Source organism: Xanthomonas arboricola (assembly GCF_003353015.1).
In the GTDB taxonomy this organism is placed as follows: Bacteria; Pseudomonadota; Gammaproteobacteria; order Xanthomonadales; family Xanthomonadaceae; genus Xanthomonas; species Xanthomonas arboricola_E.
In genome coordinates this window covers 758,694-779,777 of record NZ_QREM01000007.1, presented here as the reverse complement: position 1 = coordinate 779,777, position 21,084 = coordinate 758,694, and the positions used below count along the sequence as shown (strand labels likewise).

At 67.6% G+C, this 21,084-nt stretch carries 10 protein-coding genes and 1 pseudogene; 10 read left to right on the top strand and 1 reads right to left on the bottom strand.

The window, feature by feature from the left end:
• The first annotated feature begins 125 nt into the window (after positions 1 to 125).
• The 8 genes from C0541_RS06750 (at position 126) to C0541_RS06715 (ending at position 13,028) form a co-directional block, all read left to right on the top strand.
• Positions 126 to 1,742, top strand: coding sequence for an aldehyde dehydrogenase family protein (locus C0541_RS06750; protein WP_115046882.1), 1,617 nt, complete (start codon positions 126 to 128; stop codon positions 1,740 to 1,742).
• Positions 1,739 to 2,938 (top strand): M24 family metallopeptidase, encoded by a 1,200-nt coding sequence (locus tag C0541_RS06745; protein WP_115046881.1) that lies wholly within the window; start codon positions 1,739 to 1,741, stop codon positions 2,936 to 2,938. The genes C0541_RS06750 and C0541_RS06745 overlap by 4 nt, the downstream gene beginning before the upstream one ends.
• A gap of 139 nt (positions 2,939 to 3,077) precedes the next feature.
• Positions 3,078 to 4,898: a DUF885 domain-containing protein gene (locus C0541_RS06740; protein ID WP_161959919.1), complete on the top strand. Its 1,821-nt coding sequence runs from the start codon at positions 3,078 to 3,080 to the stop codon at positions 4,896 to 4,898.
• Entirely contained in the window at positions 4,895 to 6,760 is a 1,866-nt protein-coding gene (locus tag C0541_RS06735; protein ID WP_115046879.1) for a DUF885 domain-containing protein, read from the top strand. The genes C0541_RS06740 and C0541_RS06735 overlap by 4 nt, the downstream gene beginning before the upstream one ends.
• A gap of 173 nt (positions 6,761 to 6,933) precedes the next feature.
• On the top strand, positions 6,934 to 8,520 hold the full coding sequence (locus tag C0541_RS06730) for an APC family permease (protein WP_115046877.1): 1,587 nt from the start codon (positions 6,934 to 6,936) through the stop codon (positions 8,518 to 8,520).
• Entirely contained in the window at positions 8,510 to 10,852 is a 2,343-nt protein-coding gene (locus tag C0541_RS06725; RefSeq protein ID WP_115046875.1) for a S9 family peptidase, read from the top strand. Before C0541_RS06730 ends, C0541_RS06725 begins: the two co-directional genes overlap by 11 nt.
• Entirely contained in the window at positions 10,849 to 12,489 is a 1,641-nt protein-coding gene (locus tag C0541_RS06720) for a DUF5597 domain-containing protein (protein ID WP_193725890.1), read from the top strand. The genes C0541_RS06725 and C0541_RS06720 overlap by 4 nt, the downstream gene beginning before the upstream one ends.
• Positions 12,490 to 12,731: 242 nt before the next feature.
• Entirely contained in the window at positions 12,732 to 13,028 is a 297-nt protein-coding gene (locus C0541_RS06715; RefSeq protein ID WP_115046871.1) for a hypothetical protein, read from the top strand.
• Positions 13,029 to 13,599: 571 nt separating this feature from the next.
• On the opposite strand, the pseudogene C0541_RS06710 reads toward C0541_RS06715, so the two are convergent.
• A pseudogene (locus tag C0541_RS06710) lies at positions 13,600 to 14,755 on the bottom strand (DUF5694 domain-containing protein).
• 500 nt (positions 14,756 to 15,255) lie between these two features.
• Between C0541_RS06710 and C0541_RS06705 the strand changes: the two are divergent.
• Both C0541_RS06705 and C0541_RS06700 read left to right on the top strand, forming a co-directional pair.
• On the top strand, positions 15,256 to 17,613 hold the full coding sequence (locus tag C0541_RS06705) for a Tat pathway signal protein (RefSeq protein WP_115047350.1): 2,358 nt from the start codon (positions 15,256 to 15,258) through the stop codon (positions 17,611 to 17,613).
• A 592-nt stretch (positions 17,614 to 18,205) separates the two neighbouring features.
• A complete protein-coding gene (locus C0541_RS06700; RefSeq protein WP_115046869.1) occupies positions 18,206 to 21,019 on the top strand; it encodes a TonB-dependent receptor plug domain-containing protein in 2,814 nt (937 codons plus the stop codon).
• Positions 21,020 to 21,084 lie beyond the last annotated feature (65 nt).

The window sequence follows — 21,084 nt, the reverse complement described above, 5'->3', positions numbered from 1 at the left end:
GTGGCCGGTGTAGCGAGACGCGGGTCGCCGAGGGTGTCGCATCGACATGGCATCCTCGGCGTTTTTTGGTCGGCCGCTGCCGCATGGCGTGCAGCGGCCGTCCTCATGCAACCGAAGGTGCCGCAATGAACGAGACGCTCCACTCCACCCCCATCCAGGAGGCCGAGGTATTGCTGGCCGGCCGCTGGCAACCCAGCCGCGGCGCGACCGGTCGCTTCCGTGCCGCCGACCCGGCCACGGGCGAGGCGATCGGGCCGCAGTTTCCGGTCAGCGGTGCGGAGGATGTCGAAACCGCACTTGCGGCAGCGCAAGCGGTTGCAGCAGAGCTTGCGGCGGCGCCGGTCGACAGGATCGCCGCATTCCTGGACGCCTACGCCGACGCGCTGGATGCCGATGCCGACACCCTGGTGGCGCTGGCCCATGCGGAAACCGCATTGCCGGCGCCCACGCGCCTGCGCGGCAACGAACTGCCGCGCACCAGCGGGCAGTTGCGCCAGGCCGCACAGGCGGTGCGCAGCTACAGCTGGACCCAACCCATCATCGACACCGCTGCCGACCTGCGTTCGCATCTGGCACCGCTCGGCAAGCCGGTGGTGGTGTTTGGCCCGAACAATTTCCCGTTCGCCTTCAACGCGATTGCCGGCAGCGATTTCGCCTCGGCCATTGCCGCGCGCAATCCGGTGATCGCCAAGGCGCATCCGCTGCATCCGGCCACCAGCCAGCGCATGGCGCAGCTCGCGCACACAGCCTTGCTTGCGGCGGGCCTGCCGGCTGCGGCGGTGCAGTTGCTGTATCACGTTGACAACGCCACCGGCCTGCGACTGGCCGGCGATGCGCGGCTTGGAGCCATCGGTTTCACCGGCAGCCGTGCCGGCGGGCTGGCGCTGAAGGCCGCCGCCGATGCGGCCGGCGTGCCGTTCTATGCCGAGCTGTCCAGCGTCAACCCGGTGTTCCTGCTGCCGGGCGCCCTGGCCGAACGCGGCGCGGCGCTGGCGCAGGAATTCTTCTCCTCGTGCACCCTGGGCAGCGGCCAGTTCTGCACCAATCCGGGGGTGGTGGTGGTGCCGCACGGCGCGGCCGGCGATGCCTTCGTGGCCGCGACCACGGCGCATTTCGACGCTGCCATGCCGATGGTGCTGTTTTCCAGCGCAGGCGTGGACGGCGTGCAATACGGTGTGGCAGCCCTGCGCGCTGCCGGTGCCGCGCTGCTGGCCGGCGGGCATACCGGCGAAGACGGCTATCGCTATGCGCCGACCTTGTTGAGCGTGGATGCACAGGCGTTCCTCGCCAGTCCGCATGCATTGCAGACCGAGGCCTTCGGCCCGGTGAGCCTGCTGGTGCGTGCGCGCGACGTGGCGCAGATGGCGCAGGTGGCCGCGGCATTCGAAGGCAACCTCACCGGCACCTTGTATCGCGCAGCCGATGGCAGCGACGATGCGGCCTGGCAGGCCATCGCCCCGGTGCTGCGGGCGCGGGTGGGGCGCTTGATCAACAGCAAGATGCCGACCGGCGTGGCGGTGAGCGCGGCGCAGAATCACGGCGGGCCATTCCCCAGCACCGGGCATCCGGGGTTCACCGCAGTGGGCATGCCCGGTTCGATCCGCCGCTTTGCCGCCCTGCACAGCTACGATGCGGTGCCGGACGCGTTGCTGCCGGCCGAGTTGCGCCAGCGCAATCCGGGCGGGGTGGCGCGGCTGGTCGATGGGCAATGGAGCACCGCCGATCTTGGAGCGGGCACATGAGCGGCCAGATCGGCGGGCTGTCGCTGGAGCAGGCGCGCGCGCAACTGGCGCCGTGGACGCAACGCGCCGCGCCGATCGCCGCGGACGAATACCAACAGCGCATCGAGCGCGCACGCAGCCTGATGCGCGCGCACGGCGTGGATGCGCTGCTGATCGGCGCCGGTACCTCGCTGCGTTATTTCACCGGCGTGCCGTGGGGCGCGAGCGAGCGCCTGGTCGCGCTGCTGCTGACGCCGGACGGCGACCCGGTGCTGATCTGCCCCGCGTTCGAAGAAGGCTCGCTGGATGCGGTGCTGCAGGTTCCGGTCGCCAAACGTCTGTGGGAAGAACATGAGGACCCGTACGCGCTGGTGGTGCAGGCGATGGACGACCGCCATGCGCATGCACTGGCGCTGGACCCGGGCATCGCCTTTGCCGTGCACACCGGCCTGCGTGCGCATCTGGGCACGGCCATCCGCGACGCCGGGGCCATCATCGACGGCTGCCGCATGTGCAAGTCGCCGGCCGAGCTGGCACTGATGCAGCAGGCCTGCGACATGACCCTGCGGGTGCAGCGGCTGGCCGCCGGCATCGCGCAGGAAGGCATCGGCACTGATCAATTGGTGCGTTTCATCGACGAGGCGCATCGCGCGCTGGGCGCGGACAACGGCTCGACCTTCTGCATCGTGCAGTTCGGCCATGCCACCGCCTTCCCGCACGGCATTCCCGGCGTGCAGCACCTGCGCGCCGGCGAGCTGGTGCTGATCGACACCGGCTGCACCGTGCAGGGCTACCACTCCGACATCACCCGCACCTGGATCTACGGCACGCCCGATGACGCGCAACGGCGCATCTGGGAGCTGGAACAGGCGGCGCAGGCGGCGGCGTTCGCGGCGATCCGCCCCGGGCTCGCCTGCGAGGCGGTGGACCAGGCGGCGCGTAGCGTGCTGCAGGCGGCAGGGCTGGGCCCGGACTACCGCTTGCCCGGCCTGCCGCATCGCACCGGCCATGGCTGCGGCCTGGCGATCCACGAAGCGCCGTATCTGGTGCGCGGCAATGCGCAGCCGCTGCAGCCGGGCATGTGCGCCAGCAACGAGCCGATGATCGTGGTGCCCGGCGCGTTCGGCGTGCGCCTGGAAGACCACTTTCATGTCACCGATGCCGGCGCGCAGTGGTTTACGCCGCCGTCGCCGGCGATCGATCAACCGTTTGCGTGAGCCTGTACGGGCCCACGCATCCGTAGGAGCGCACCCGGGCGCGACGGGCTTTATCGATAACGCCCGACGGGCATTTCCGATAAAAGCCGTCGCGCGCAAGCGCGCTCCTACCGCCGCCATTGCATCCTGGAGTCACTGCATGAACCATCTGCGTCCCGTCGCCATCGGCCTGCTGGCCGCCGCCTTGTTCACTGCCTGCAAGCCGGCGCCGCCCGCAGCGGAAACGTCGGCTGCGGCCACTCGCGCGGCGCCGACCGGCGAACAGGCCGCCAAGGCCTTCGACGCGCTGCTGGACAAGCAATGGCAGTATCAGTTGCAGCACAACCCGGAGTTCGCCAGCATCATCGGCGACAAGCGTTACAACGATCGTTGGAGCGATTATTCGCTCCAGGCCGTGCAGGCCGAGCGCAGCGCCACTGCCGAGCTGCTCACGCAATTCGAGGCGATCGACAGCACGACGCTGGACGAGCAGCGCCAGCTCAGCCTGCAGATGATGCTCGGCCAGCTGCGCGACACGCTGGAAGGCATCGACCTGAAGACCTACGCGATGCCGCTGGAGCCGATCGGTGGCATCCAGCTGGCGTTGGCCGGGTATGGGGATGCGTTTGCGTTCGAGAACGCCAAGGATTACCAGGACTACATCACGCGCCTGCAGACGATTCCGACGGTGATCGACCAGGTGATCGCGGTGTCGCGCCAGGGTGCGAAGGAAGGCCTGGTGCAGCCGCGTTATCTGCTGGAGCGCCTGCCCGAGCAGATCGACAAGATCGCCGCGCTGACCGGCGAGCAGAGTCCGTTCGCCTCGCCGCTGAAAAAGCTCGATGCCGCAGTGCCGGCCGAGCAGCGTGCTGCGCTGCGCACGCAGCTGCTTGCGGCGATCGCGCAGCAGGTGCGCCCGGCCTACGCCAAGCTGGCCGCGTTCGTGCGCGACGAATACGCCGCGCAAGGGCGCGCGCAGGAAGGGCTGTGGTCGCTGCCCGATGGCGAACGCCGCTACCGCTACGCCATCCATACCCAGACCACCACCGACATGGCGCCGGAGGAAATCCACCAGATCGGCCTGAAGGAAGTGGCGCGCATCGAAGGCGAGATGACGGTGATCGCCAAGGCGCAGGGCTTTGCCGACCTGGCCAGCTTCCGCAAGGCGGTGGACACCGACAGGCGCCACTTCGCCCGCTCCGGCGAGCAGATCCTGCAGCAGTACCGCCAGTACATCGCCGCGATGGAGCCGGAGTTGCCCAAGCTGTTCGGCCACCTGCCGAAGACGCCGCTGGAGGTGCAGGCGATGCCCGCATTCCGACGCAGCGCGCCCGGCGCCGAGTACTGGCAGAGCAATCCGGAAGGCAGCAAGCCGGCGATCGTGAAGGTCAATACCAGCGACTTCGCCAGCCGCACCCTGGTCAACATCGAAACCACCGCCTACCACGAGGGCGTGCCGGGCCATCACCTGCAGATCTCGCTCGCCCAGACGCTGCCATTGCCGCCGTTCCGCCAGCAGGCCGGCTACAACGCCTATATCGAAGGCTGGGCGCTGTACGCCGAGCGCCTGGGCAAGGAGATCGGCTTCTTCAAGGACCCCTATAACGACTACGGCCGGCTGTCGGGCGAGCTGTTGCGCGCCAACCGGCTGGTGCTCGACACCGGCGTGCACTACAAGCGCTGGAACCGCCAGCAGATGGTGGACTTCTTCCACGCGCACCCCTCCGACGACGAACCCAGCATCCAGTCCGAAACCGACCGCTACATCGTCTGGCCGGGCCAGGCGTTGGGTTACAAACTGGGGCAGCTGCAGATTCTTGCGCTGCGTGCGGAGGCGGAAAAAGAGCTCGGCGATCGCTTCGACGTGCGCGCCTTCCACGATGCGGTGCTCGGCGGCGGCGCGATGCCGCTGGCGATGCTGCAGCAACGCGTGCGGCAGTGGATTGCACGTGCCAAGGCTGCGCCGGAGGCACGCGGATGAAGACGAGCAGCGTTTTACGCGCGAGCGCATTGGGTATGTTGATTGCGACGAGCTTGAGTGGCATTGCCGCGACCGCCGATGCCGCCGAGCCGGTCGCCGCCACGCAGAACGCGGCAGCCGCGCGCTTCAAGGCGCTGTACACGCGTGAATGGCGCTGGCGCCAGGCGCAGCTGTCCGGCGCGGTGGATGAAGACAACCAGGCCACGCAAGACAAGCAGTCCGACCATCTGCCCAAGGTGGATGTGGCCACCCAGAACCTGCGTACCGCGTACTGGCAACAGGCCTTGAAGGAACTGGATGCGATTCCGGCATCACAGTTGCCGGCCGAGGACCAGGTGAGCTACCAGGTGTACCGGCAGCAGCTGCAGGTACTGCTGGACCAGCAACGGTTCCGCGCCTGGGAAATGCCGTTCAACAGCGACTCGGCGTTCTGGAGCGACCTGGGCTTCAGCGCCGAGGCCAAGTTGCGCACCCGCGAGGATTACCAGCGCTATCTGAAGATGCTGGCCGACATCCCGCGCTACTTCGCCGAGCACACCGACAACATGCGTGCCGGCCTGGCGCGCGGTTTCAGCCAGCCCCGGGTGACGCTGACCGGGCGCGACCAGTCCATCGCCGACGTGGTGCAGGCCAAGGGCGAGGCCAATCCGTTCTACGCACCGTTCAAGCAGATGCCGGCGACGCTGCCTGCCGACGTGCAGGCGCAATTGCGGCAGCAGGCGGTCAACACCATCGATGCGCAGGTGCTGCCCGCTTACGCCAAGCTGCTGGACTTCATCCGCAACGAGTACCAGCCGCGTGCGCGCACCACGCTGGCCGGCGAAGCCTTGCCGGACGGGCCGGCGTACTACCGCGCGCAGATCCGCGAGTTCACCACGCTCGATCTCAGCCCCGAGCAGATCCACCAGATCGGCCTGCAGGAAGTGGCCAGGCTGCGCACGCAGATGGATCAGACCATCGCCGCCAGTGGTTTCAAGGCGCCGGCCGGGCAGGCGGTGTTTCCGGCCTTCCTGCAGTTCCTGCGCAGCGACCCGCAGTTCTACGCCAGGACGCCGGAACAGTTGCTCAAGCAGGCCGCGTGGATCGCCAAGCGCGTGGACGCCAAGGTGGGCGATTACATCGGCCGGCTGTCGCGCCGTCGCTTCGCGATCGAGCCGGTGCCGCCGGAACTGGCGCCGTTCTACACCGGCGGGCGCGGTGGCCCCGGCATCTACCTGGTCAACACCTACAACCTGCCATCGCGTCCGCTGTACAACCTGACCGCGTTGACGCTGCACGAGTCCTCGCCCGGCCACGCGCTGCAGATGCCGCTGGCGGCCGAGGCGCAGGGGCTGCCGGAGTTCCGCCGCTACGCCTACATCTCTGCCTATGGCGAAGGCTGGGCGCTGTATTCGGAGTATCTGGGCCAGGAAATGGGCATGTACGACACGCCCTACGATCGTTTCGGCTATCTGACCTACCAGATGTGGCGCGCCTGCCGCCTGGTGATCGACACCGGCATCCACCACCAGGGCTGGACGCGCGCGCAGGCGCAGGCTTACCTGCGCGACAACACCGCCCTGAGCGAGCATGAAGTCACCACCGAGGTCGATCGCTACATCGCCTGGCCGGGGCAGGCGTTGTCGTACTACCTGGGCGAGCTGAAGATCCTGGAACTGCGGCGCAAGGCCGAAGCCGCATTGGGCGAAAAATTCGACCTGCGCCATTTCCACGATGCGGTGCTGCAGACCGGCTCGGTGCCGCTGCCGGTGCTGGAAGCGCGCATCGACCGGTTCATCGCCGATGGCGGCGTGTCTCCCTATCCGGACGACACCACGGCCGGCGCCGCCGATGCAGGGCCGGCGGCGGCTGCCGATGACTGAGTGCTGCCGGATGCGCCTGCATCCGCTGGCCAGCGCCGTGTTGCCGCTGCCGGCATATGGCCGCTGCTGCACGACCACCAACGCAGGGGCGCAGAACCACTGACCGCCATATGCCACGCACCACCACGCCATCTTCCGCAGCACGCGCACTTTCCATTCGTTCGGGGCCAGCTATGACCACACACGGTGCGACCACGCAAGGCAAGTTCCACAAGCGACTGAGCCTGACCGACCTGACCTTCATCGGCCTGGGTTCCATCTTCGGCTCGGGGTGGTTGTTTTCCGCAAGCCATGTGTCTTCGATCGCCGGCCCGGCCGGCATCCTGTCGTGGATCCTCGGCGGCATTGCGGTGTTGTTGCTCGGCCTGGTGTATTGCGAACTCGGTGCCGCGCTGCCGCGCGCTGGCGGGGTGGTGCGCTACCCGGAGTATTCGCACGGTGCCTTGCTCGGTTCGTTGACCGGCTTCATCACCCTGATCGCGTTTTCCAGCCTGATCGCGATCGAAGTGGAAGCGGCGCGCCAATATGCGGCGGCTTGGTTTCCGGTGCTCAACCAGCCCAACGGCACCCATCCCAGCGTGTGGGGCTGGCTGGTGCAGCTGGTCCTGCTGCTGCTGTTCTTCCTGCTCAACTACTTCAGCGTCAAGACCTTCGCGCTGGCCAACAACATCGTCAGCATCTTCAAGTTCCTGGTGCCGATCCTGGTGATCGTGCTGCTGATGAAACACTTCAACGCAGACAACCTGAGCGTGCATGGGTTCGCACCGTCGGGCATGGCCGGGGTGGAAGCGGCGATCTCGGCCGGCGGCATCATCTTTGCCTACCTGGGGCTGACGCCGATCGTGTCGGTGGCCAGCGAGGTGCGCGACCCGCAGCGCAATATCCCGATCGCCCTGATCCTGTCGGTGGCCTTGTCCACGGTGATCTACGTGCTGCTGCAGCTGGCGTTTCTGGGCAGCATCCCGGCCGCGCAACTTGCGCCTGGCTGGAGCGGTATCGACAAGGTGTTTGCGCTGCCGTACCACGACATCGCGCTGGCCTTGGGGATGGCGTGGCTGGCCGCCCTGGTGATCTGCGATGCGATGGTCTCGCCCAGCGGCACCGGCAACATCTACATGAATGCCACCCCGCGGGTGGTGTATGGCTGGGCGCGCAGCGGCGGGTTCCTGCCGGTGCTGACGCGGGTGGATCCGCAATCGGGCATTCCGCGTCCGGCATTGTGGCTGAGCCTGGGCTTGTCGATCTTCTGGACGCTGCCGTTCCCTTCGTGGGAGACCTTGATCGGCGTGGTGTCGGCCGCGCTGGTGCTGAGCTATGCGGTGGCGCCGGTGACGGTGGCGGCGTTGCGCCGCAGCGCGCCGGCGCTGCCGCGGCCGTTTCGCGTCCGTGGCCTTGCCGTGCTGGGGCCGCTGTCGTTCATGGTCGCGGCCTTGATCGTGTACTGGTCGACCTGGCCGACGCTGTCGTGGTTGCTCGGCCTGCAGGTGCTCGCGTTCGCGCTGTACGTGCTGTATCGCCTGCCTTCGCGCGCGGGCAGGGCACGCCTGCTGCGCCAGGTGCGCGCATCGCTGTGGCTGATCGTGTTCTTCGTGCTGGTGATGGCGGTGTCCTGGGCCGGTACGTTCGGTGGCCACGGCTGGATCGCGCATCCGTTCGACACCGTGAGCGTGGCGGTGATTGCGTTCTTCATCTATCACTGGGGCGCGCGCAGCGGCCTGCGCAGCGACGAGCTGGCGCTGGAAGAAGACGATGGCGAATGACGCGCGGCGTCCCGCATGGGCAGTGCAGGTCTCGCGCGCCATGGCCGCCTGCATGCTGTTGCTCGCTGCCACTGCGCAGGCGGTGCCCGGGATGGCCGATTACCAGCGTTCGCTCGGCCTGCGCGCGCACTGGAGCACGCTGACCGAAAACGTCGCCTGGCCGGCGCAATGGCAGGACGACGGTACGTTCTACTACCGCAAGACCGTGCCCGGTGGTTTCGCCTTCGTTCGCGCGGACGTGGCCACAGGGCGCAAGCAGCCGGCCTTCGACCAGGCGCGCGTGGCGCAGGCGCTGCAGGCCGCCACCGGCACCGCCTATGCGGCGTTGGCGTTGCCGTTCGAGCAGTTTGCGTACTCGCAGGAAGGCGCGCGCGAAGACGGCGCGATCGTGTTCGCCATCGAGGATGCACCCTGGCGCTGCAGCTTGGCCACGTATCAATGCGCGCCCGACGCCCCCGGCCGGCAGCCGCAGCCGCGACCACGCGGCTTCGGCGTGGTGCGCGACCCGGACGTGGCGGCCGACGCCACCCCACGCCGTTCGCCCGACGGGCAATGGGAAGCGCTGGCCGATGGCTGGAACCTGATCGTGCGCCGGGTGGCCGATGGCCGGCTCGTGCAGCGCACCGACGATGGCCGCGCCGAGGATTATTTCGATCCGGACAGCATTGCCTGGTCGCCCGATTCGCAACAGCTGGCGGTATATCGGGTGCGGCCGGGCACTGCGCGCCGGGTGACGCGTGTGGAGGCCGCGCCGGCCGGACGCCTTCAGCCGATGGTGCATACCCAGCTGTATCCCAAGCCAGGCGATGCGGTGGATGTGGAACGGCCGGTGCTGCTGGCGGTGGATGGCACGCGGCGGGTGGTGGACAACGCCTTGTTTGCCACGCCGTACTCCCTGTCGCCGCTGCAATGGCGGGCAGATGGGCGCAGCGTGAGCTTTGAGTATGTGCAACGCGGCTTTCAGCACATGCGCGTGATTGCGGTGGATGCCCGCAGCGGGCGTGCGCATGTGGCCGTGGCCGAGGACGCATGCACCTTCGTCTATGCGGACCGCAGCTTTCGTCACGAAGTGGACGCGCATGGCAACGAGATCGTGTGGATCTCCGAGCGCGACGGCTGGCGGCATCTGTACCTGTTCGATGGCCGCAGCGGCAAGCCCAGGCGCCAACTCACCCGTGGGCCCTGGGTGGTGCGCGATGTGCTGAAGGTCGACGATGCACAGCGCCGCATCTGGTTCACTGCCAGCGGCATGGATGCAGGCAAGGACCCGTACTACCGGCAGCTGTACAGCGTGGATTTCGACGGTCGCCGCTTGACCCGGCTGACCCACACCGATGCCGATCACGAGGTGGCCATTGCAGCGGACGGCCGGCATTACGTCGATGTCTACTCGCGTCCGGATCTGCCGCCGGTGATGGAGCTGCACGCCATCGATGGCCGGCTGCTGCAGCAGGTGGAGCAGGGCAACATCGACAAACTGCTGGCGGCCGGCTGGCGCGCGCCGGAGACCTTCGTGGCCAAGGGCCGCGATGGCCGCACCGACATCTGGGGCATGGTGGTGCGCCCGCGCGATTACGACCCGCGCAAACAGTATCCGGTGATCGAGAACATCTATGCCGGCCCGCACGACGCTTTTGTGCCAAAGACATTCTGGCCGTTCGGTTACCACTCCGGTGGCGACAAGCAGATCGGCATGCAGGCGCAGGCCGACCTGGGCTTCATCGTGGTGATGATCGACGGCATGGGCACCGCCAACCGCTCCAAGGCCTTCCATGATGTGGCGTGGAAGAACCTGGGCGATTCCGGCTTCCCCGATCGTATTGCCTGGCATCGCGCCCTGGCGGCAAGGGACCCGTCCTACGACATCAGCCGCGTCGGCATCTACGGCGCCTCGGCTGGTGGGCAGAGCACCTTGGGCGCGCTGGAACGCCATCCGGAGTTCTACAAGGTGGGCGTGGCGTTTGCCGGGTGCTACGACAACCGCATGGACAAGATCAGCTGGAACGAGCAGTGGATGGGCTGGCCGGTGGATGCCAGCTATGTCGCTGCCTCGGGCGTGGTGAACGCGGCCAAGCTGCAGGGCGACCTGCTGCTGATCGTCGGCGAGCAGGACAGCAATGTGGACCCGGCCTCCACCGCGCAGGTGGTCGATGCGCTGATCAAGGCCGGCAAGGACTTCGACCTGCTCAATGTGCCGGGCGGCGAGCATTCGGTGGGCCGCTCCAGCGGGCCGATCGACTACGTGCAGCGTCGCCAGTACGACTTCTTCGTGCGCCACCTGCTCGGGCAGCCCACGCCGCACTGGAATTCATCCGCCCCGGAGGCTCGCTGATGCTGTTTTCCCGTTTATTCGCCTTGCGCCGGCGTGGCCGCGCGGTTGTCTGCCTGTGTGTGCTGTCGCTGCTGACAGCCGCGCTGGCACCGGCAGCGTGCGCAGAAGAAATGCCGCGCTTCGTCAGCCAGAACGGCCGCCACGCGGTCTTTGTCGATGGGGCGCCTTACACCATCCTGGCCGCGCAGTTGCACAACTCCAGCGCGTGGCCGGCGGTGCTGCCCAAGGCGCTGGACGAGGTGGTCGCGCTGCATGCCAATACGGTGGAAGCGCCGGTGTACTGGGAGCAGTTCGAGCCGGCGCCGGGCCGCTTCGACACCACCAACGTGGATGCGCTGATCGCCGGCGCACGCAAGCGCGGCCTGCGCGTGGCCCTGCTGTGGTTCGGCAGCTGGAAGAACGGCCAGATGCATTACGTGCCGGAGTGGATCAAGCGCGACGACGCCACCTACCCGCGCATGCGCGATGCCAATGGCGAGCCGGTGGACGTGCTGTCGCCGCATGTGGCCGCCAACGTGCAGGCCGATGCGCGCGCCTTCACCGCGTTGATGCAGCACCTGCGCAAGGTCGATGGCGAGCGCCACACGGTGATCCTGGTGCAGGTGGAAAACGAGCCCGGCGCGATCGGCACGGTGCGCGACCATGGCCCGGCCGGCGAGGCGGCGTTCGCACAACCGGTGCCCGCGGCGATCGCGCAGGCGCTGGGCAAGCCGCAGGGCAGCTGGCAGCAGCTGTTCGGTGCCGAGGCGGCCGAAGCCTTCAATGCGCATGCCACCGCCGCGTATATCGAACAGGTGGCCGCGGCCGGCAAGCGCGCCTATCCGCTGCCGCTCTACGTCAACACCTGGCTGCGCTACAAGGGCAAGCGTTATCCGGGCATGGATTATCCGTCCGGCGGTGCGACGGTGAATGTGTTCGCGCTGTGGCGCGCGGCCACGCCGTCGATCGACTTCATCGGCACCGATATCTACACCAGCGACTACAACGAGTACACCAAGGTCATCGGCCAGTACGCGCGGCCGGACAACCCGGCCTGGGTCTCGGAGACCGGCTTCGAAGCGGCCACCGCGCCGTATCTGTTTCATGTGCTGGGGCAGGGCGGGATCGGGTTTTCGGTGTTCGGCATGGATGGCAACCCGGACAGCGCCGCCAACCGCGCCGCGATTGCAGCGCACGCCGCCAACTTCAAGCTGCTGGCGCCACTGCAGCGCGTGATCGCCCAGGCGGCCTTCGACGGCCGGCTGCAGGCAGTGGCCGAACAACCCGGCGCGCCGCAACGCACGCTGCGCTTCGGCGACTGGCAGGCCAGGGTGTCGTTCGGGGCGCCGCTATGGGGCGATGCGCCGGCGATCCTGCCCGGTAACGACGATCATGCCGGGCGGCTGCTGGTGGCGCAGCTGGGGCCGGAGGAGTTCCTGGTCACCGGCATGGCCGCACGCATTGAATTTTTCCGCGAGGCGGCCGATACCCGTCATGGGCAACTGGTGCGGGTGGAGCAGGGGCGCTATGTGGACGGGCGCTGGCAGGTCGAAAGACAGCTCAACGGCGACCAGACCGACTACGGGCTCAACCTCGGGCGGGTGGATGCGGCCGGCGAGGTGCCGGTGGTGTTGCGCGTGCGGGTGGGCACCTATTGAGCCTGCGTGAGGCGACTGCGCAGCCATGAGGTGGGCGTGATCGGAATCGGAGGGTGGGACACGTCATTGCGGTTCCTGTTGGATGGTTCCAACTCGTGAGACACGCTCGCCACGTGCATTGGGTGGCGTAAGTGGGTTGCGTAAGAGCGAAAGCGGTACGGCGCAACTGCCCGCAGCGGTTGTGCTGATTGTTTGGTAAGCAAACGTCATTGGTATTTCTCAGTTTCTGCACCGGAGCCATCATGAGCATCAGCAGCATCGCCAGTTCCGGAATGCAGGTCGCCGCACTGCGCCAGCAGGTGGCCGCCAGCAATGTGGCGCGTCAGCCGGTGGACGGCAGTCCACGTCAGGCCGTTGCGGCCAGCACGCAGCTCAATGGTGGAGTGGCCGCCAGCGTGGTCGACGCCACCGCCGATCCAGCGGCACCGGCCACCGATCTGGTCGAGGGCCTCTCGGCACGCAACGACTTCCAGGCCAACGCCAATGCGCTACGGCGTTCCGACCAGATGCTGGGTAGCTTGCTGGATGTGCTGACCTGAGAGCCTGGATTGACGAAGGCCGGTTGTCGATCTAGTGCATTAAGTGCACGGCCTTCGCCTTGATGCCGCATCTGGCGATCACTGCGGTTCTCTTGTCTGCGGGTGTTACGACCGTGCGGGACCGTGCGGGCAGCCCGCAAGCGTAGAGGGGCTGATCTGTTACCTGGCTGCCGGGCCCTTGCCCGCCCACCATCGCGGGACACGCCGTGAATCCATCCATGGAGGCTCTTACGCGGCATCCATGCCGCGTAAGGTCCCGCGACGGTAGGCGGGCAAGGACCAGTCGAGATGGTCGGCGCGCAAGGTCGCGAGCAAAACATGACGTGTGTTGTTTGGAGCGTCGCCTCCGATCAGCCTTCCAATGCACCCCGAGCAACAAGCAGATTTCTGCCAAATCACCGACCAACTCTCTGATGCGGTGTCCTCGCCGGTTGCGGGACCGTATGGCGGCACGGATGCCGACACCGAGCCACTAGCGAAAGGTTTACGGCGTGTCCCACGAGCGGCGAGGGCACCGCGGCCTCGGCCAATCAGGCTTTTGCGTTAGAGCGTCACGCTGAAGTCGTTGTACTCACTTTCCGTCAGCACCCAGCACCTGCGCCGCATCCACGATATCCACGCCCTGCAGCTGTCCCAACCAGTTGTCGAACCAGGGCTTGTGCGTAGCGCCCACCACCGCCAGCACACGTGCACCGGGTTGATCGGCAAAGCTGGCACGCACGTTGGACACCATGCGCAGGTTGCGGATCTCCCAGCCGGAGACGTAGCGATAGCGGCGAGGCCTCGCTCAGTGCGGCGCGAAAATCCACCGCGATGGCCAGCTGCTGGCTGGCCGGCAGGTTGATCGCGCGATAGAGCTCCAGCACCTTGCCGTCGCTGGCCAGCTGGTCCTCGCGCTCGCGCATGCCGCGCGCCTGCGGCGCGGCCCTGTCCCAGGCGGCCTGGATCGCCTTGCCGTACGCCGCCGGGTCGCCCAGGTCAACGTTGTCGCCGGTGTGATCGTCGGCCGGGTAGACGCGCTGCAGGCCAAGGCGCGCCGCCAGTCGCGCGGCGATCTGGTAGCTCTCGTCAGGACGCTGTTCAAGCGTGCGCAGTCGCGCCACCAGTGCCGCATCCAGGCCATCGCCGCTGCGCTGGTCGGCTTGCGCAAGCTGCAGCCATTGCACCAGCGCAGACGCCGGCTCGCCCGAGGCCAGGAACAGCGCAGCCAGGTGCCGACGCTGTGCCGGCGTGGGCGCGGCCGGCCAGGTGCGCAGCGCTGTGCGGACCTGGCCGATGGCGGTGGGAACATCCAGCCCGGTGGCACGCGCGGCCTCGCTGGTCGCCGGGCAATAGGTCGTGGTGTCTTCGGGCAGGTAGACCGCAGGATGGCGCCGCATCAGGTCGCAGGTTTCGCCCGACAGGTCCTCCGTGGTGATGATGTCCGGCCTGTAGGCGGCCAGCCGGTCCAGCAACGGTTGCAGGCGCGCGGCACGGATGTCGCTGCCCTTGGGCAACTGCGACAGGTGCACGCTGCCAAGCACCAGCACCTGGGTGCGTGGCGCGGCCATCTCGGCATCCAGCTGCGACAGGTCCACCTGCGCCTGCGCGATGCAGGGCGCGATCACGGCCAGCCACAGCCAGGACGGCGCTGGAGGTCTTGACCGCCTGGCGGACGTGGGGGCGGCGTCAAGAAGCCGCGTTGTTGCGCGGGCAACGTGCGCGATAAGCGGTAAGGCTGGCGGCATGACGGTCCTTGTACGTGGGCGTTGGTTGCGGGGCTGCCTGGCGACGCGGCAGGCTGCGTGGGCGCAGCCAGTGTGGCTGCCAGCGCAGATGCCGGCGTGGCCAGAAAGTCACGCGGCTAAATGGCAGGGGCGACGGACAGGCGCTGCACTGCTGCCGCGAGGGCCGTGCGTCACCAACTGCAGCCGACATCCGGCAGCCGGCAGCCTGCGGGTTGGAACAGTCTGCTCAGATGCGTATCGTCGATGGCGCCACGGCTGGTGTCGGCGTCTCGCTGGCGATGCGCGGAAGCCGCTCCGTCGGCACGCCAGCGCTGCTGCCGCGCTCACTGCCGGTGCTCGATCACGCGACAGCCAACCGGCACGGCAGCGCAACCGGCGCGATCGTTGCTCGACCGGTGCGCGGTTATGTGCGGATTTCCGCATACGTGCCAGATACGCGCCACAAGACGCAGGGTGCGCGGTCGCGCACGATGTGGATGAAATCACTCGAGGGCGTGACGATGGACCGCAGGACCTTTTTGCGTCAGGGCATGGCGGCGACTGCGGCGGTGGGCGCAGGTGCCGCGCTCGCAATGCCGGGCACGTCGCACACCCCGGCGACGTTGCCGCCAGCGGCGCTGCCACGTCTTGAAGCGCTGCCGTCGGCCGCGCATGTGGGCCGCAAGCTGTGCAGTTTTGAACACCTGCAGCAGCAGTGGACCGTCTACGAGCACCTCGACAGCCCGCAGGGTGCGCTGACGCTGTGGAGCGACAGCGGCATGCTGCGCCTGGACAAGCGCACCGAGCCGGCCTATCCGGCCGAGGGCAAGCCGTACTTCGGGATGTCGCTGGCCGAGGTGGCGATGCCCGAGGCGGATCTGCTTGCCGACCGCCTGCTGCGCGATGGCGACCCGGACGAGGCGCAGGTGCGCGATGTCGCGCCACCGCCGGCCTCGCTGCTCGACCCCAAGGACACTGGTGGCCGCTGGCCGTGGACCACCTTCGTCGGCACCCGCGAAAGCCTGGACACCATGCCGATCCTGCCCAACGGCCGTAGCCGCACCGCGCGGCCCGAACACGCCTTCCCCGAGCTGGGCGACGAGGCGCTGATCAAGCGGCGCGAGGAAGGCCTGCTGGGCGGCTGGATGCCGGCGGTGCGCAAGGTGATGCGGCGCGACGGCGAGGCCGATGGCTGGTACGACGTGCTGGTGTTTGCCGATGTGCGTGCCAGCGATCGCTTCGTGGTGCAGACCTGGCACCGCACGATGCATGTGCGTGGCGGGGAGATCGTCGGCGTGCATTACACCCACAGCTATCCCGCGTTCGCACCGTCGCGCAAGCCGGCCACTGCCGAACAGTTCTACGCGGCCTTGCTCGATTTTGCCGCGTACTGGCAGCAGGCCCTGGACGGCACGGTGCAGGCGCAACTGCCCGATGCCAGCTGGAATGCCATGGCGCAGTTCGCCTTCGCACGCGAGCTGGTGGTGCGCCCGGGTGGCGATTACCCGAAGTACGGTGCGGTGGAGCGCGACTACTACGGCAACGAATACGACGGCTTCCAGGACACCTTCACCAGTTCGTTCTACGCCAATCTGGAATGGGGCCGCTTCGCGCAGGCCGCTGCGGTGCTGGACAATTACTTCGACGAGTTCGTGCAGGACGACGGCCTGCCGAACATGCGCGGGCCGGAGGTCGGGCAGTTCGGGCTGACCCTGTCGCTGCTGGCGCGCTATCTGCGCTACACCGGCGATGCGGCGCGGTTGCGGCGCCTGCTGCCCAAGATCGCCGCCACCGCGCAGGTGCTGTGCGGCCTGCACGACCAGGCGCTGGCCTTGCCGCGCAGCGCCCACGGCCATGGCCTGCTGCATGGCTGGAACGAATCCGATGCCTGCCTGTTTCCCGACCCGTCGCTGTGGTGGAAACCCTATTACGCCAACAGCGCGCTGACGATTCGCGGCTGGGAAGACATCGCCCAGGTCTGGAGCACGCTCGGTGGCGATGCCGGTCTGGCCGCCCAATGGCAGCGTCGCGCCAGGCAGTTGCGCACACGGCTGCACGCCAGCCTGCGCGCCAACGTGCGCCGCGATCTGTCGCCGCCGTATATCGGCCCGTTGCCGGGCACCACATTGACGTTTCGCCAGTCGTTGCTGCAGGAAAAACCGAGCGAGCAGCAGTGGCCGCATCGCGCCTATGCCGAATTGCTGCAGGCCGATGTGCTGCCCGACGACCTGGCCAACCTGGTGATCGACTGCCTGCGCGGCCACGGCGGCACCAGCATCGGCGTGGTGGCCAATATCGCACCGCCCGAGCCGGGCAGCCGCGACCTGCTCGGTTTCATTTCCTACGGCTATGCGCAACAGCTGCTGCGGCTGGATCGCATCGAAGAGTATCTGTTGTTCGTCTACGCGCATCGCTACCAGGTACATACGCGTGGCAGCTGGACCGCCGGCGAGGTCAGCGGCATCACCGGCGGCATGCCGCTGTTCTGCATGCCGGCGCAGATGACCATCCCGTTGCTGTTGCGCTGGATGCTGGTCAGCGACGATAGCGCAGGCGAGCAGTTGTTCCTGGCGCGTGCGCTGCCGCGCGCGTGGCTGGGCAGCGGTGCGGCGGTGGGCATCACCGCAGCGCCCACGCGCTGGGGCAAGCTCACGCTGAGCCTGCGCAACGACACGCAGGCACGCCGCATCGATGCCGAGGTGCAGTTGCCGGAACGCGCGCCGCCTCGGACCTGGCTCAGCCTGCGCGCACCGGCAGGCACGCGCCTGCAACGCGTGCTGGTCGATGGCGCACCGGCGCGCCTGCAAGGCCCGCACGCCGACCGCGTGGCGCTGCCCGCAGCCGCGGCAGCGGTCAAGGTGCAGGCGTGGTACGGCTGAGGCAGGGCACCGCGTACTAGCCCGGCGGTACGGCGCAGCCGTGCGTTGCACGCCGCCGGGAGTGGCCCGGCGGGCCGGTCGCGCGTGCACCTGTGTGCAGCTCGGGCATGCATGCGGCGCTGCGGTGCCGCAGATCGCAGGCCGATCCGGACGGCGTCGATGCACGCGCAGGAGCTCGGTCGCACGATGCCGCGCAGGCATGTGCCAGTGCCACGCCCGACGCCGACACAAGCTGCAGCTTGCGTCTCCACCCTGGGCAGCAGGCACGATCAGGCGATGCGGCGGGAAGGCGCGCCCTGCAGGCTGCTATGCCGATAAACGGGCACAAGCACGTCAATTTCCGCATGCGAGCCGGATAAATTCGTCAAGACGTCGTGCTGGCGTTGCCGCAAGCTTTTTTTGCGTCGCCCGGCAATGCCTGGGCACGTGCTCTCAGGGGGGAGCCGCACCGTCGCGTGGTGGACAGCTGCCGTTCTATCGGCAGCGCAGTGCCGTTTTTTTGTCGTGATCTCTTTCCGCTGGCGCCAATGCGGTGCGGCCTGGCCGTGCGCGCTGGATGAGCCGTTGCCCTGTTCAAGCACAAGGACTTCCGATGTCGTCGAGCCGCTCCGTGATTTCGTCGTCGTGCCGTCGTTTGCAACCCACGTCCTTGCGCAACGCCATCGTGCTGGTCCTGGTGCTGGCCACCGTGCCGGCGGCAGCGCAGCAGCTGGCCGACGCAGGCAGCGCCCCGCAGACGCTGGAACAGATCAATGTCACCGGTACCCATTTGCGGCGTGTGGATGCCGAAACTGCCAGCCCGGTGATCGTCATCGATCGGCAGCGCATCGAAGACAGCGGCCAGAGCACGCTTGGCCGGCTGCTGCAGCAGATGCCGGCCATGGCCGGGTTCATGCCCGGTCCGGCGCTCAACTCCGGCTTCAGCCATGGCCGCGCCTTGGTGTCGCTGCGTAACCTGGGCCCGGAGCGCACCCTGGTGCTGGTCAACGGGCATCGCATGGCCGGCCCCGCCAGCAGCGTGGCTTCGGCCCCGGGCGTGGATGTCAATGCGATTCCTGCGGCCATGGTGGAGCGGGTGGAGGTGCTGACCGACGGTGCATCGTCGGTCTATGGGTCCGATGCGATCGGCGGCGTGGTCAACATCATTCTCAAGGACAAGTACGACGGGGTTGCCGCCACCGTCGACTACGCACAGAGTACCCACGGCGATGCCAACAAACGCACGCTGGGGCTGGAATGGGGCAGGAGCTGGGACCGCGGCGGGCTGATTCTGGGGCTCAGTCGCAATTCGATGAATCCGGTCTTCAACCGCGACCGCAGCTACGCGGCCAAGGCGGTGGAGTTTCTCGATGGGCAGGTCAGTGAAATCCGCGGCGGAAATACGCGTGCGCTGCTGACCGATGGGCGCGTGGTGACGCCGGTGGACGGCGTGGCGCCCGGCCCGGTGGACGCGCAGGCCTTTCGCCCCTATCAACGCGCGACCGACAGCTACAACGCCTACGACGCGCAATACCTGATCACCCCGATCGAGCGCACCAACGCTTCGCTGCACGGCAGTTTCGACGTCACTCCTGCCGTGCAGGGTTACATGGACGTGTTCTGGACGCGCAGCAAGACCACTTCGCGGCTGGATGCGTTCGGCATGGAGATGCAGGATGCGGTGGACAACTACTACAACCCGTTCGGCGACCAGCTGGACCGCTATCTGCTGCGTTCCACCCAAGCCAACACGCGCGTCTATACCGCCACCATGTTCCAGACCAACCTCGTGGCCGGGGTGCGTGGGCGGGTGGAGGGCAGCAGCTGGCAATGGGACGCAGCGGCCGGCTACGCGCGCTACAAGGACACCTTGGTGCGCACCGGCTTTTCGGTGACCTCGGCATTGAACGCTGCGGTGGGCGCCTCGTTCCTGGACAGTGATGGCGTGGTCAGGTGTGGTGCGCCAGGCGCAGTGATTGCCGGCTGCACGCCGATCAACATCTTCAACCCCGACGACCCGGCCACCATTGCCGCGTTACGCGGCACCCAGCGGGCGGTGGACCTGATCGACGAAAGCCAGATGCGGTTTGTCGACATCAGCGCCAATGGCGACCTGTTCCCGCTGCCGGCCGGCGCCGTGCAGGCGGCAGTGGGGCTGGTCTACCGCACCAACAGGTTTGCCCAGGGCACCAGCAGCGACGTGGCCGCTGCCGACGCCGACGGCAACTGCGATTACAACGATGGCTGCATCCTCCAGCAGGGGCGCGAGGAATCGGTACGCGAGGCCTACGCCGAGCTGCTGCTGCCGTTGCTCAAGGATGTGCCGTTTACCAGCAGCCTGAATCTCAATCTGGGCTCGCGCTATTCCAACTACGATGCCTGGGGCAGCACGACCAACAGCAAGGTGGCGATCGAGTGGCGGCCGATCGCCAACCTACTGCTGCGTGCCACCGGCTCGCAGGTGTTTCGCGCACCGGCGCTGGGCGATCTCTACGGTTCGCCGTACAACGCGGTGGTCGACACCACCGGCGATTTCCAGGACCCGTGCGATGGCTACGCAGGCCCCGGCAATCCGGCCTGCGCCAACGTGCCCAACGATGGCAGCTTCACCAACACCGCGCAGTTCAACGTGGTCACCTCCGGTGCCAACAATCTCGGCTTCCGGCTCAAGCCCGAACGCGGCCGTTCCTACAATGTCGGCCTGGTGTACGACCCGGAAGCGGTGCGTGGGCTGTCGCTCAACGTGGACAGCTGGCGCGTGGTGCTGGACGACATGCTGAGCGGGATCGGCCTGCAACAGGTGGTCAGCGATTGCTTCGACGCACGCGATGCTGCGCTCTGCCCGTTGATCCAGCGCGATGCGTCCGGCCAGCTGACCCGGGTGTCGGTGCCGTTCGCCTACAACAGCGGCAAGGTCGATATTCGCGGCTACGACGCCGGCCTCCACTACACGCTGACCGAGGCCGCCTGGGGCGACCTGTCGGCCGGGCTGGATGCAACGTTCTTCTCCCGCTATCGCTTTGCTGGCGACGCGCACAACTACGTCGGCGAAAACTCCAGCTGGGGCAACATGCCGCGCTGGCGGGCGGTGGCCAACCTGGCCTGGGACAGGGGCCCGTGGCACGCGAGCTGGACTACCCGCTATCTGGGGCGCACCGTCAACGGCAGCCGGTACGAGGCATTCTGTGCCGACACCAATGCCGATGGCAGTTGCCGCTATTTTCCGATCGGCTCGATGGTGTACCACGACGCCTCGCTGAGCCGGAAGATCGCGGCCGTGCACGGCACGCTGGCGGTGGGCGTGGATAACCTGGGCAACCGCGCGCCGCCGCGTTTCTACAGCTATTCCAACGCGGCCAATACCGAGGCGACCACCTACGACACCCTGGGCCGCTATTTCTGGAGCCGGCTGCGGGTGGAGTTTTGACGGGCGTCGATGGGTGCGCGGGTGCTGCCCGTGCCGGCGATGCGCATGCGGCCACGCCGTCCTCG

Coding starts and splice junctions, on each gene's coding strand:
- C0541_RS06735 (WP_115046879.1), top strand. CDS start 4,895: ATGAAGACGAGCAGCGTTTTACGCGCGAGCGCATTGGGTATGTTGATT.
- C0541_RS06725 (WP_115046875.1), top strand. CDS start 8,510: ATGGCGAATGACGCGCGGCGTCCCGCATGGGCAGTGCAGGTCTCGCGC.
- C0541_RS06750 (WP_115046882.1), top strand. CDS start 126: ATGAACGAGACGCTCCACTCCACCCCCATCCAGGAGGCCGAGGTATTG.
- C0541_RS06730 (WP_115046877.1), top strand. CDS start 6,934: ATGACCACACACGGTGCGACCACGCAAGGCAAGTTCCACAAGCGACTG.
- C0541_RS06715 (WP_115046871.1), top strand. CDS start 12,732: ATGAGCATCAGCAGCATCGCCAGTTCCGGAATGCAGGTCGCCGCACTG.
- C0541_RS06700 (WP_115046869.1), top strand. CDS start 18,206: ATGTCGTCGAGCCGCTCCGTGATTTCGTCGTCGTGCCGTCGTTTGCAA.
- C0541_RS06745 (WP_115046881.1), top strand. CDS start 1,739: ATGAGCGGCCAGATCGGCGGGCTGTCGCTGGAGCAGGCGCGCGCGCAA.
- C0541_RS06705 (WP_115047350.1), top strand. CDS start 15,256: ATGGACCGCAGGACCTTTTTGCGTCAGGGCATGGCGGCGACTGCGGCG.
- C0541_RS06740 (WP_161959919.1), top strand. CDS start 3,078: ATGAACCATCTGCGTCCCGTCGCCATCGGCCTGCTGGCCGCCGCCTTG.